At 71.7% G+C, this 12,967-nt stretch carries 9 protein-coding genes and 1 riboswitch; of the genes, 5 read left to right on the plus strand and 4 right to left on the minus strand.

Translation table 11 applies throughout. From position 1 onward, the window contains the following. Positions 1-201 precede the first annotated feature (201 nt). The 4 genes from QOZ89_RS28300 to QOZ89_RS28315 form a co-directional block, all read right to left on the minus strand. Entirely contained in the window at positions 202-1,269 is a 1,068-nt protein-coding gene (locus QOZ89_RS28300) for a nucleotidyltransferase domain-containing protein (protein ID WP_071053573.1), read from the minus strand. Between the two features lie 626 nt (positions 1,270-1,895). Further along, a complete protein-coding gene (locus QOZ89_RS28305; RefSeq protein WP_241842350.1) occupies positions 1,896-2,438 on the minus strand; it encodes a GNAT family N-acetyltransferase in 543 nt (180 codons plus the stop codon). Next, a complete protein-coding gene (locus tag QOZ89_RS28310; protein WP_071053572.1) occupies positions 2,435-3,673 on the minus strand; it encodes an NAD-dependent epimerase/dehydratase family protein in 1,239 nt (412 codons plus the stop codon). The genes QOZ89_RS28305 and QOZ89_RS28310 overlap by 4 nt, the downstream gene beginning before the upstream one ends. A gap of 483 nt (positions 3,674-4,156) precedes the next feature. Further along, on the minus strand, positions 4,157-4,852 hold the full coding sequence (locus QOZ89_RS28315; protein WP_083419922.1) for a DedA family protein: 696 nt from the start codon (positions 4,850-4,852) through the stop codon (positions 4,157-4,159). Positions 4,853-5,312: 460 nt separating this feature from the next. Between QOZ89_RS28315 and fbaA the strand changes: the two genes are divergently transcribed. The 5 genes from fbaA (at position 5,313) to QOZ89_RS28340 (ending at position 12,792) form a co-directional block, all read left to right on the plus strand. Then, positions 5,313-6,341: a class II fructose-bisphosphate aldolase gene (gene fbaA, locus QOZ89_RS28320; protein WP_071053571.1), complete on the plus strand. Its 1,029-nt coding sequence runs from the start codon at positions 5,313-5,315 to the stop codon at positions 6,339-6,341. A 1,843-nt stretch (positions 6,342-8,184) separates the two neighbouring features. Then, positions 8,185-8,859 carry a transglycosylase family protein gene (locus QOZ89_RS28325; protein WP_071053622.1) on the plus strand — a complete coding sequence of 225 codons (675 nt, stop codon included), beginning with the start codon at positions 8,185-8,187 and terminating at the stop codon, positions 8,857-8,859. Positions 8,860-9,503: 644 nt separating this feature from the next. Further along, positions 9,504-9,658, plus strand: a riboswitch (cyclic di-AMP (ydaO/yuaA leader). A gap of 19 nt (positions 9,659-9,677) precedes the next feature. Further along, a complete protein-coding gene (locus tag QOZ89_RS28330) occupies positions 9,678-10,427 on the plus strand; it encodes a transglycosylase family protein (protein WP_071053621.1) in 750 nt (249 codons plus the stop codon). A 329-nt stretch (positions 10,428-10,756) separates the two neighbouring features. Beyond that, positions 10,757-11,185: a DUF3151 domain-containing protein gene (locus QOZ89_RS28335; protein WP_071053570.1), complete on the plus strand. Its 429-nt coding sequence runs from the start codon at positions 10,757-10,759 to the stop codon at positions 11,183-11,185. Positions 11,186-11,508: 323 nt separating this feature from the next. Next, complete coding sequence (locus tag QOZ89_RS28340) at positions 11,509-12,792, plus strand: adenylosuccinate synthase (protein ID WP_071053569.1); 1,284 nt, start codon at positions 11,509-11,511, stop codon at positions 12,790-12,792. Positions 12,793-12,967: the final 175 nt, after the last annotated feature.

Consider the following 12,967-nt stretch of genomic DNA (forward strand, 5'->3'; position numbering starts at 1 on the left):
GACGTCACAGCGGCAAGCAACCGAGCTGGGCGCGGAGGCGCGCCTCCGCGGAGGCCTGCCTACGAGCGAAGCGACGTAGGGGGGCCGCAGCGGAGGTCGCCGGAGCGCCCGTTCGCGGAGGAGGACACGGCGCGGAGGTCCCTTGGGAGCGAAGCGAGTAAGGGGCCGTAGCGCCGTGCCCGCACGGAGCGAACCAATGTCTCAGCCGAAGGTCGGGAACTCCGGGCCGAAGATGGCGGCCCAGAAGGCGACAGCCTCCTCATGCCTGCCGTCGGCTTCCGCGACGACCGCCTTCTCGGCGTAGGAACGCGCCAGCCTGATCGACTCGCCAAGCGCGGCGAGGTCGTCCGGCCGCAGGTAGGTCGACAGGTCGCCGCCGACGTCCGCCGGGTCGGCCACCGACAGACCGACCTCCTCCATATACCGGAAGACGGTGGTCAACGCCTGGCGGGTGTTCAGGCCGCGCCCGGCGAGCACGGTCCCGGCCAGCGCCTCGATGTGGAACGAACGCAGGTGGCTGCCGCAGACCCGGTTCCACGCCTTCAGCAACCGCACGGCGGAGATCACCCGAGGGCCCAGGTCCTCGGTCCAGCTGGCGTGCCGCTCAGGGCGGGTAGGCAGCCAGCCGCCGACCCGGTCCGGCATCACATAGCCGGCCCGCGGATGGTCGAACGCGGGAACGAGGTGCACGTCCGGCGGCGAGTCGTAGACGACGCGCAGCGCCTGGCCGCGGGTGCCGATGGTCTGCACCCGGTCGCCACCGATCGCGCCCCGCACGCACAGCAGGAGGTCACGCGAGTCCCAGCGGAACCGCTTCCAGGCGCCGGCCGCGGCGCTGAACACCGCGAAGATGTCCACCTCGTCCAGCGGGCGGATCATTGTGTCCCGGCCGGCCGAGCCGATGGTGGCGACGCCGACGAGCGGCAGCGCGCAGCGCGGCGGGAAGATCGCGCGCAGCGCCCGCTCGGCCTCGTCCCTGCGCGCGTCGATCACGGCCTTGTCCTCGGAGCTCAGCCGGATCATGTCATCGAGCTTGGCGAAAGCGCGCGCCGTCGTGCCGACCAGCAGCGGGCCGGTCATCGCGCCCGTGTGCGGGCCACTCGTCGTCTGCGCCGGCGCCGCGGGCGCGTCGACGGGGAAGAGCGAGTTCGGCGCGCCGGGGATCGACTCGTCGGGCCGACGCCAGTGCGGCGGAATGATCAGATGGTCGTAGGTGACCTCGGCTGGCGGGGTCTGCGACGAGACCGGGTGTGGGGAATCCACGCTCATGGTGCACCTCCCCGGCGCATGGCGCCGACCGTCGGGCTCCCCTCCCGGACACACATCGACATGCTCATCGACGCGGACACCCGACCGGACGGTGGAGGCCTGCCCGGTCGTGACATCACTGCCATGGTGCCTCAGACCGTCACCGCGCGAACAGCCGGGACACCCTACGAGTGGCCAGAAGCTACGCACCGGCGACGAAACAAGACCCCAGACGTTGTCGGGTAGCCGACAACCTAGCAGCGCACCCCCCCTGCGCGCAGGCCAAAGAACAAACGGGAGACGCGGCGTTGACCTGCGGCAATGGCGTGGGGAGCCGGGCTTCTCGCGCTGTGCCGCGCCCCATGAGCGAGGGGTGCGAGTGAGCTCCACGCCCTCGTCGCGCCGTTACGCCCTGTTACGGATGTCTGTCCCTGTCGGCGCGAGTTCGGGACTTTCGGGCAACTTGGGGCGACCGCCACCCGAGAGGCGAGGGGCGAGGGCCGCGCGGCGAGGGCCGCGCGGCGAGGGCCGCGCGGCGAGGGCCGCGCGGCCACGTCGCCAGGGCCTTATACCTAGTGCGCTACCCATGAGGGCCGGCCGCGCGTCCTCTCGCCACCCGGCCGCCGCGCGCCAGGTGCCGCGAAGGATCAACGGGACGGCGGACGGCACCAAAGCCGCCAGCCGGTGGCGAGTACGACCCTGGTGGGCTGAAAGGACGTCACCATCGCCAGCCGTTCGGACGCGGGGTCGTCGGCGCGCACCCGCGTCTCCACCAGCGCCAGGCGATACGCCTCCAGCCAGCTGGCCAACGCCCGGACGATCTCGGCGCCGTATCCGCACCGGCGTTCGTCCGGGCCGATCACTACCGCGACCGCGGCCCGGCGCGCCCGGGTGTCCGCGCCGAGCAGGCCGACGGCCACACCGTCGTGGTCGCGCACCACCCACGTCAGCGCGGCACGGCCGGCGCCCGCGCGGTGGCGCAGCTCGCGGCGCAATGCCGCCGGCTCGGCCGTCCCGCGCGCGTCCGGGCCGGCGAACAGGCCACCGACTCCGAGCCCCGGAGCCGGGCGCGCCGCGAGCGCGACCTTGCGCGCCAGTTCCTCAGCGACGTAGCCCGCGTTCCACAGCGTCACCGGCAACGCCTGTAGCCGCGGCGTCATCAGCGTCGGGCCGTCGTCGCCCACACTCACCCACGCCGAGATGGCTCGCTGACGCCGAGCAGGCCGCGCTCACGCAGCCACGCCTCCGTGCGGCTCATGCCGTCGGCGAGCTCGACCCGCGGGCCCCAGCCGGTCAGCGCGGTGATCCGCTCGCCGGAGCACCTCCCGGTCCTGGTCACGTCGGCCACGGTGAGCGGCCCGAGGTCCATCCGGCCGCGCGGGTCGACACCGGCGACCAGCCGGGCGCCAAGGCCGCGCACGATCCCCAGGGCCGCCGACCTGGCCGACGGGCCGAGTGTCTGGCCGCCGGCGGCGTCTCCGAGCGGCTCCCGCGCGCCGCCGGCCGGCCGGGTGCTCCGGCCGGCGGCGCGGGGCGCCGTGGCCGAGGAGCCCGGCCGCGGGACACGGCGCGACTCGACCCGGCCCCGCAGGCGCCCGACGGCCACGGCCGCCTCATCCAGCGCGCCGTACATCTTGGCCGGCACGGAGCGAGGCGCGGGCAGGTCCAGCATCCGGCTGTAGTAACCGACGAACTCGGCGACCGTGCACGGCTCCGGGCCCGTCACATGCAGGATCTCGCCGCCCGCCCGCGGCGAGTCCGCGGCGGAGATCACGGCGGCGACCACGTCGTCGATGTGGACGGGGTTGAGCCATCCGGTACCGCCGTCAAGGAGGACGAACCGGCCCGCGCGCAGCAGCAGCACCGGCCACACCGTCCACCGGCCGGCCCGCGGGCCGTAGGCGTCGCCGAGGCGCAGCACCGTCGCGGACAGGCCGGACGCCGTCGCCGCGCTCACCGACTGCTCCGCGGCGGCCAGGGTGTCGGCGCGCGGGTCGCCGGTCAGCCCCACCGGCGCGGTCTCGTCGATGCCGTCGGCGATGTCCGGGCCGAGTACCGACACACAGGACAGATGGATCACCCGGCGCACCTCGGCGCGGGCGGCGGCGTCGAGCACCGTCGCCGTCCCGCCGAGCAGCACCTGGCGCATCCGAGCCAGCGGAATCCTCGGGCTGCCGACCGGCCGGCCGCCGCGGATCGGCGGCAGCTCGCCGACCCCGCCCATGCCTGCCGCCGCCGCGTGGACCACCAGGTCGGCGCCGGCGAGCTTCTTCTCCCAGTCGCCTGGCCGGCTCACGTCCGCGGCAACCACGCCAGGGCCGCGGGCCGCGTCGAGCGCGACCACCTCATCCCCGCGACCACGCAGGGCATGGGCAACCGCCCCGCCGACGAACCCGGCCGCGCCGGTGACCACCACCCGAGCCAACGTCAGCCCTCCTGACAGTGACCTCGCAGGCGAGGCCATCCCGGCCATCCGGGCACGCGGTACCCGCGGCCGGAGTCCGGATCACGTCTCAGCATGCAGCATGACAGCACACCCGGATCTCAGCACGGCGGTCCCGCGCCGGACGCTTCGCGGAGCCGATCTGGGAGGTCCGGGGCGCTGGGCGCCCTCCCCATGTGGTTCCGGGCCCTGGTATATGGCGGTTGCTGGGCTAGGTCTGGGTTGACGAGGTGGCCGGCAGACCTCCCAGATCGGCTCCCAGACCTCCCCGATCGCTAACCTCCCAGATCGGCTCCGCCGATCCGGCAGGGACCCTGTCGCCAATCGGGCAGGGACCCCGGATCCGGCGGGACCCCGGGCGCTGCGCTGATGCGCGGTCACCAACGGTAGCTAGGCTGCGCTGACACGTCGCCAGTATGGGGTTGCGCGTGGCTGCGTGACTAGACGGTTGTAGTCATGGGTGCGCTACGACCGGCCGCCGCCCTCGACGGGCGTGAGCCTGGCCGGCTCCTCCTTCTCCTTCTCTCCCTTTCCCTCTTCCTTCTCTCCTTTTCCTTCCTCGACGCTTCCGGCCGTCGTCGCGCGGCGCCGGGCCGCGCGCCGCAGCAGCTCGCCGGACAGGCCGGCCACGACCGAGACGACCACGACGGCCGGCGCGAGCCAGGAAGCCGACTCCTCCAGCCCGGGCAGCGACGACGCCGCGTAGCCCAGAGCGGGCAGCCCGGTCCCCCAGATCACCGCGCCGATCACGGCCGCCGCCAGGAAACGCGACCACGGCATCCGCACCGCGCCGGCAAGGATCGGGGCGAACGTACGCGCCCACGGCACAAATCGGGCGGCCACGAGCGTCACCGGACCGAAGCGTTCGTAGAACGCCTCGGTCCGTTCGAGCAGCTTTCTGTGTCGGCGTTCCAACCAGGGCCGGCCGAGCCGCCGCCCGGTGACATAGCCAACACAGACTCCCGCGACCGCCATCACGGTCACGCCGGCCGCAAGTACCGGCAGTGACACCCGGTGTGCCGGATCTGCCGCCATCAGCCCAGTCGCCAACAACATGGCGTCTCCCGGCAGCCAGAACGCGATCGGCACGCCGCTCTCAAGGAAGACGATCGCGAACACGGTCAGATACAGGGTCAGGCCGGATAGACGGTCGACATCCATGACCTCAGTCTGACGGGGACGCCGAGCGCCTCGGCCGTCGGACGCTGCGCGCCGGGTTCGGATCCGGGGGTATGGACGGGAAACGGGTGCTCTTGCGGCCGACCTGGGCGGATGTCGACCGGGTGGGCGAGATGCGGCGGGCGCGACCGCCCGCGCCGTGCGGACGCGCCAAGCGGCGGGTCGCTCGACACCCGGTCGGCGCGGTCGCTGCCAAGATGACGGATCGAAGGGTAAGTAGTCACGAGTCACGGTGGCACGCGCGATGTCGGCGGCAACGGGCTCCCGTCGGACCGCCTCGCGTCATACCCTTCGCGCAACACAGCCCGCAACGCGCGGTCCCGGCACGCCCCGGTGCGCGCCGTCCATCACTGCCCGGCTCGCCAGGGGATGACGGCCGCCGGCCGGCGAGCCGGCCGTGTCCGCCCGCTCGGTGGCCCGACGCCTTTGACAGGAGCTTTCGATGCCCATCGCGACCCCAGACGTCTACGCCGAGATGCTCGACCGGGCGAAGGCCAATGCCTTCGCCTACCCCGCCATCAACGTCACGTCGTCACAGACGCTGAACGCCGCGCTGCGCGGCTTCGCCGAGGCCGGCAGCGACGGAATCGTCCAGGTGTCCACCGGGGGGGCCGAGTACCTGTCCGGGGCGACGGTCAAGAACATGGTGCTCGGGGCCGAGGCACTGGCCGAGTTCGCGCACCACGTCGCCAAGGCCTACCCGGTACAGATCGCCCTGCACACCGACCACTGTCCGGCGGACAAGCTCGACGCCTACATGCGCCCGCTCGTCGCCATCTCCAAGGAGCGGGTGCGGGCCGGCCGCGACCCGCTGTTCCAGTCGCACATGTGGGACGGCTCCGCGGTGCCGCTGGAGGAGAACCTCAAGCTGGCCGAGGAGCTGCTCGCGGACTGCAAGGCCGCGAACATCGTGCTCGAGGTGGAGATCGGCGTCGTCGGCGGCGAGGAGGACGGCGTCGTCGGCGCGATCGACGAGAAGCTGTACACCACGCCCGAGGACATGTGGCGCACGGCCGAGGTGCTCGGCACCGGCGGCAAGGGCCGGTACATGCTGGCGGCCACCTTCGGCAACGTGCACGGCGTCTACAAGCCGGGCAACGTCAAGCTGCGCCCGACGATCCTGCGCGACGGCCAGCAGCACGTGGCCGCCAAGCTGGGGCTCGGCCCCGACGCGAAGCCGTTCAACCTGGTCTTCCACGGCGGCAGCGGCTCGGAGCTCTCCGAGATCCGCGAGGCGCTGGACTACGGCGTCGTCAAGATGAACGTGGACACCGACGCCCAGTACGCGTTCACCCGGCCGGTCGCGGACCACATGTTCAAGAACTACGACGGCGTCCTGAAGATCGACGGCGAGGTCGGCGTCAAGAAGTCCTACGACCCCCGCACCTGGGGCAAGGCCGCCGAGGCGAACATGGCCAAGCGTGTCGCGCAGGCCTGCGAGGACCTGCGCAGCGCCGGCCAGGCCATTTAATCTGGTTCGCTCCGTGCGGGCACGGCGCTACGGCCCCTTACTCGCTTCGCTCCCAAGGGACCTCCGCGCCGTGTCCTCCTCCGCTCACGTGCCCTCCGGCGACCTCGCTGCGGCCCGACCCAGTTCGCTTCGCTCGTGGGCCGGGCCTCCGCGAGGCGCGCCTCCGCGCCGCACGGTCACCCGCCGCTCAACGTCACCAATCCACAACGACCCGATCCAGAACCATCCCCGCGGGGCCACGTCGCTTCGCTCGTGGACGGGCCTCCGCGAGGCGCGCCTCCGCGCCGCACGGTCACCTATCGCTGAACGTCACCAACCAAGACCCACTCGATCCAGGCGTGAGCCAGAGCCTTGCGGAAGCCTCCGCGCCGCACGGTTACGTCGCGCTTGACCGTTTCTAGATCATCTTGAGCTCGAAGTCACACCTTCGGCCCGGGGCCGCCACTTTGGCAGCCCCGGGCCGAAGTCGTTCTGTGACTTAGCGCTTCCTACCCCATCAGGCGCGAGCACCGCCCACGAGCGCAGCGAAGTGCCCGCAAACAGAGGCTGTTCGAGGATTGGTGACGTTCCAGCGCATGGCAACCGAGCTGGCGCGGAGGCGCGCCTCCGCGGAGGCCCGGCCACGAGCGAAGCGACGGGGTCGGGCCGCAGCGGAGGTCGCCGGAACGCCCGTGAGCGGAGGAGGACGGCGCGCGGAGGTCCCGTGGGAGCGAAGCGAGTACGGGGCCGGAGCGCGCCGCCCGCACGGAGCGAACCAACAACAACCTTCCCGCCCGACCCGGTACCGCTCCGAACGGGGCGACTACCCATCGGCGACTTCTGGACCACTGAGCGCCACCGTCGGTAGACCACCGCGGGGTACGGCATCTAGCGGTCGCAACCGCAATAGTTAACCAGAAGTAATCATTTGACTACCGAATGTACAGCAACCGGGTGTGTCCCGACGGGTGTAGCGAGGATCGCATTTCGCCCGGGCATGCATCGAAGGGGCCGTTCGGGCGGCAGAATGGTAGATTTATTTTTCGACGCGACACGCGGACGACACCAGACCCGCGCGTGGCCCTCCGGCACGGATGGTCCCGCCCGTTGTGGGGCGAAACCGCCAGTCAGCAGATCTTCGACGCGGAGCAAGAAATCACCGACCACGGCACCGGGTAGGAAAGATGAGCGCGCGTATGCGCGCGCTAACATCGTTTCGGGCAGATTTCAAGCAGCGACACGCCGGTGTGGCCTTCTTCACGTGCCTATTTCAATGCTTGCCGTCACCCCGAGGAATGTGGTTATGGTCTTCGCCGTGCCTGGCGACAGGACAGGCACCCACCGGGCGGCACGCCGAATCCTGCCCCCGCCCGGCGAGTTTTTAACCAGCGGCAGGAACGGGGGAACCGAATCCGGACGCCTGACCAGAGATCCTGGACAGCGACCTTTTCCGCCAGCCTTATCGGGACCGACGAGACCCGTGGAGCCGAAGTGGTGACGGAAAAGGCTCAATAGGGCGACGGCCTGCGTGGCCAGACAGCGCGCCACGCCAGCCTCGCCCTCAACAGGCGTCCTAGGGGTGAAGCCGACCGACTTTCGCTGTACTCGTTGATGCGCAGGACCTAGCGCGTCAGCCCAACAGCCGAACATGTCGCGCGGCCGGGCAATCTCTTTCCAGCCCGAACCCGACAGCTCACCTCGCAGGCGTGGGGAAGGGCAACCACGCATGTCCGAAACAAGTACCCCTGGTCGACATCGCATGCCCGGCGGGCGTTTCGTTCCGCCATTGGCCGACTGTCCGCCAGACGGCACCACGAGCGTGCGCGTCTCCGTCAGCCCCGAACCCGCCGAATCGGCGGGGCCGATCCGCCAGTCCCGGGAGCCCCGGCGGGCCATCACGTCCCCGGCACGCCGGCTACGCAAGACCCTCGCGGCCGTTCCCGTCATCGCCGCGGCCGTGGGTGGCACGATCGCCGTCGCGACACCCGCGAACGCCTCATCCACCTGGGCAGAACTGCGCCAGTGCGAGTCCGGCGGAAACTATTCCATCAATACCGGCAACGGATATTACGGCGCGTACCAGTTCTCTGTGAGAACGTGGCAGGGCCTCGGATATTCGGGACTGCCGAGTGCCGCGCCACCCGCGGTTCAGGACGAAGCGGCGCTGCGGCTCGCGCAGCGCTCCGGCTTTGGCCAGTGGCCGGACTGCGGCCGCGGGATGGGCCCGGACCAGCTCGCGCCTGGCGCCAGTTCCCCCGGCGCCAGCCAGGCCTCCCGCTCAGCCCCCAGGGCGCCCCTCGTGACCCAGGCGATCTCCTCGACCACGGCGCGCCTGCCGTTCACGACAGCGCTGGCCGGCCAGTACCGCGCCGATGTCCGGTCCTGGCAGGCCCAGATGAACAAGATCGGCTACTCGCTCGCCGTCGACGGGCACTACGGGCCGCGTTCGGCCGAGGCCGCCCGCGCGCTGCAGCGGGCCAAGGGCCTGGCCGTCGACGGCGTCGTCGGTCCAAAGACCTGGGCCGCCACCTTCGCCTGAGCAGTCAGGCGTCACCGCCCGTCTGACCTTCTTGCCGAGGCCTCCGGCCGCGCAGGGCTCTGCCACTGTCGCTGACGGAACTCCCGGAGATCGGCTGACGCCGGTCCCTGAAGAAGAGCCTCGGCCTGGGCCACCCGCCCGGCACCTCCCTCCCGGGCCGGCCCCGCGAGGTCAGTCGACCCGCCGCCGCTGGAACCTCGCCGCGATCGGCCCCCACCGACCGCTGCCCACGTCGGCGACGGGACCCCTTTCCCACCCCGCCTCTGGCCGCCAGTCGGAGGCATACGGCTCTGACCCGCCGGCTGGTCGGTGGGCAAGGGGACCTGGCGGTAGACGACCGGCCGCTGCCTCGCCGCTGGGCCGCCGCGCCGGCCACAGGGCTGAAAGCCGCGCGAGCCTCATCATGATCGCGCTGCTGCCGGCCGGCGTGCCGGCCAGGCGGCGTCAGCGAGCGGCTGGCGCCACCGCTGGAGCAGTCGCGAACCGGGGCCGCCCCGTTCACTGGGGCGACCCCGGTTTGCGGCGAAGGATGCGGGCTCGCTACAGTCCGGTGCTACTCGCCCGACCTGGGTGAGTCGCGCGGGCGGACGCCAAGTCCTGCCCCCACCCGCGTGTGGAGATGGCCCCTCTATCGCGGGGCACGGATCCGCTTGGGCAGGAGCGGGGGACCCATTTCCGGGCGTGGCGACAGTCGCGTCCTTGGGGTGAAGCCGGTCAGCCCGGACGCGACGCCATCGGCGGAGCGCGAGGTGACGACCGGCCGGGCATTCCCGGCCCGAACCCGACAGCTCACCCCGCAGGCGCAGGGAAGGACCGACATGCCGTCTGAGCAGACCGGCGAAGCCCGGCCCGCCTACAGGACGGGAGGCCGGCACCGCGCCCAGCAGGGCCCGTCGTCGACCGCCCGCCTGCTACGCACCACCGGCGCGGTCACGGCGCTCGTGGGCAGCGGCCTCGCGGTCACCGCGATACCGGCCGGCGCCGCCACCCCGGACGACTTCGCCCGGCTGCGCCAGTGCGAGTCCGGCGGCAACTACTCGATCAACACCGGGAACGGCTTCTACGGCGCCTACCAGTTCGACCAGCGGACCTGGCAGGGCCTCGGCTACTCCGGCCTGCCCAGCGAGGCGCCACCTGCCGTCCAGGACGAAGCGGCATACCGGCTGTACAACTCCCGCGGCTGGTCCCCGTGGCCGGCCTGCTCCAAGAAGCTCGGCCTGACCAACAACGGGCCGGTCGGCGGCGTCTCGTCGTCCGCCTCCAGCGGCTCGGTCCAGCAGGCGGTCCAGCCGGTCGAGCCCCCGATGACGCTCGACCGGGCCCGCTCGGAGGTCCAGCAGTCGGGCTTCCACGGCACGATCTCCTCGGCCGACGGCGGCAAGGTGCGCGCCGACGCGTACGTCTGGCAGCAGCAGATGCGCGACCAGCGCTTCTCGCTCACCGTCGACGGCAAGTTCGGCCCGCAGTCGCAGGGCGTCGCCGCGCTCTACTCGTACCTGACCAAGGTCAGCGACGGCCAGCCCGGCGTCGTCGGCGAGAACATCTGGAACGCGACCGTCCAAGGCTGAGGCTGCCGCGCGGCTCAGCCGCTGCGCGTCTGACCGCTGCGTCAGCCTGGCGGGCGCGGAGCGCCCTTGAGCGTGGTTCCGGGCACAGGCGTATGACGGTGGCTGGGCTGGTTCCAGGCTGGCGACGTGGGTGGGTTGGCGCCAGCGCTGATGCGCCGTCACCCCCCTGGGCTGAGTTGAGTGCCTCGCTCACCAGAACGGCACCACGCTTGCGGGACGGGCCGTCATCTTCTTGGGGCTAGGTCGAGTGCCTCGCTTGCCAGAACGGCGTCAGGCTCGCGGCGCGGGCCGGTCCTTGGGTGGCGGGTCGGGGCGATTACGGTTGGGGTATGACGACTCCGTCCGGGCGTGCCGATCTTCTGGGTGGGCCGCCGGCTACCCTGCTGCCGTTCGACCCCGCGTCCGCGGCGCTCGCCGAGGGCGCGGCGGCCAGCGACGTGGCCGCTCGTTTCCCCACATCCAGCGCGGCCTGGGCGGTGCTGGCCGAGGCGGCGCTCGACGGCGGGCGCCCGGTCGAGGCGTACGCGTACGCGCGCACCGGCTACCACCGCGGGCTCGACGCGCTGCGCCGCTCGGGCTGGCGCGGGCACGGGCCGGTGCCCTGGTCGCACGAGCCGAACCAGGGATTCCTGCGCGCGCTGGCCGCCCTCGGGCAGGCCGCGGCCGCGATCGGCGAGACCGCCGAGGTCGAGCGGATCGGGACGTTCCTGGCCGACAGCGACCCCACCGCGCCCGGCCAGCTCGGGCAGGCCGGCTGATCGTCGGGCCCGCGGGGCCGAATCCTCCGCGCCGAGTTGCCCGAGGGGTCCCCGGGGTTCCTGCCGGACCGGCGACAGGGTTCCTGCCGGATCCGGGGTCCCTGCCCGATTGGCGACAGGGTCCCTGCCGGATCCGGGGTCCCTGCCCGATTGGCGAAGCCGATCGGGGAGGTCTGGGAGCCGATCTGGGAGGTCAGCGATCTGGGAGGTCGGCGATTGGCTACCGGGACGGGTCGGGCATCGAACGCACAGCCAGACACCAGGCCGTCACTTAGCCAATCGGTGGGGAAGGTCGGGCTTCGTTCTTAGTACAGTCTTGCCCCGTGCCTGCGCTTGTCCTGATCGGAGCCCAGTGGGGCGACGAGGGTAAGGGAAAGGCGACCGACCTTTTGGGCGGCGCCGTCGACTACGTCGTGCGCTACCAGGGCGGCAACAACGCCGGCCATACGGTGGTCATAGGCGACGAGAAGTACGCCCTGCACCTCATCCCCAGCGGAATCCTGCGTGCCGACTGCATCCCGGTGATCGGGAACGGTGTCGTGATCGACCCCGGCGTGCTGCTGTCGGAGATGGCTGGGCTCCGCGCCCGTGGTATCGACACATCCCGGTTGATGATCAGCGCGAACGCCCATCTGATCATGCCGCATCACCGGGCCCTCGACCGAGTCACCGAGCGTTACCTCGGCAAGGCCCGGATCGGCACGACCGGCCGCGGCATCGGCCCGGCCTACGGCGACAAGGTCGCGCGCACCGGCATCCGCGTGCAGGACCTGCTCGACCCGGGCATCCTGCGCCAGAAGCTCGAGCTGGCGCTGCGCGAGAAGAACCAGGTGCTCGCCAAGGTGTACAACCGCCGCAAGATCGAGGTTGACGTGGTGGTCGAGGAGTACCTGGACTACGCCGCGCAGCTCGGCCCGCACATCGCGGACACCGGGCTTGTGCTCGACTCGGCGCTGCGCGCCGGCAAGGTCGTCCTGCTGGAGGGCTCGCAGGGCACCCTGCTCGACGTCGACCACGGCACCTATCCGTTCGTCACCTCGTCGAACCCGACCGCCGGCGGCGCGGCCACCGGCGCGGGCATCGGCCCGACCCGGATCACCCGCGTGATCGGGATCATCAAGGCCTACACCACCCGGGTCGGCTCGGGCCCGTTCCCGACCGAGCTCGACGACAAGGTCGGCGACGAGCTGCGCCGCGTCGGCGGCGAGTTCGGGGTGACGACCGGCCGCGCCCGGCGCACCGGCTGGTATGACGCGGTCATCGCCCGCTACGCGGTGCGGGTCAACGGGCTCACCGACCTGTTCCTGACAAAGCTGGATGTCCTGTCCGGCTTCGACCGGGTGCCGGTGTGCGTGGCCTACGACGTGGGCGGCACGCGGATGTCCGAGATGCCGATGACCCAGACCGAGTTCCACCATGCCAAGCCCATCTACAAGGAGCTGCCCGGCTGGCACGAGGACATCTCGGGCGCCACCTCGTTCGACCAGCTCCCGCCCGAGGCGCGGGACTACGTCAGGGCGCTGGAGGAGATGTCCGGCGCCCCGATCTCCGCGATCGGCGTCGGCCCCGGCCGCGACCAGACACTCGTCCTACGCGACCTCCTCTAACGGGCCAAAGGGCGTGCGAAAATGATCTTCCTTCGCACGCCCGGCGGCCGTTGTCCCCAGGATCACTAGAGGGCCAAAGGGCGTGCGAAAATGATCTTCCTTCGCACGCCCGGCGGGCCGTTGTCCCCAGGATCACTGACGGATCACCAGCGCCACGCCCGCCCGGTTGCGGCAC

The sequence above is a fragment of the Pseudofrankia coriaricola genome (assembly GCF_032027725.1).
In the GTDB taxonomy this organism is placed as follows: domain Bacteria; phylum Actinomycetota; class Actinomycetes; order Frankiales; family Frankiaceae; genus Pseudofrankia.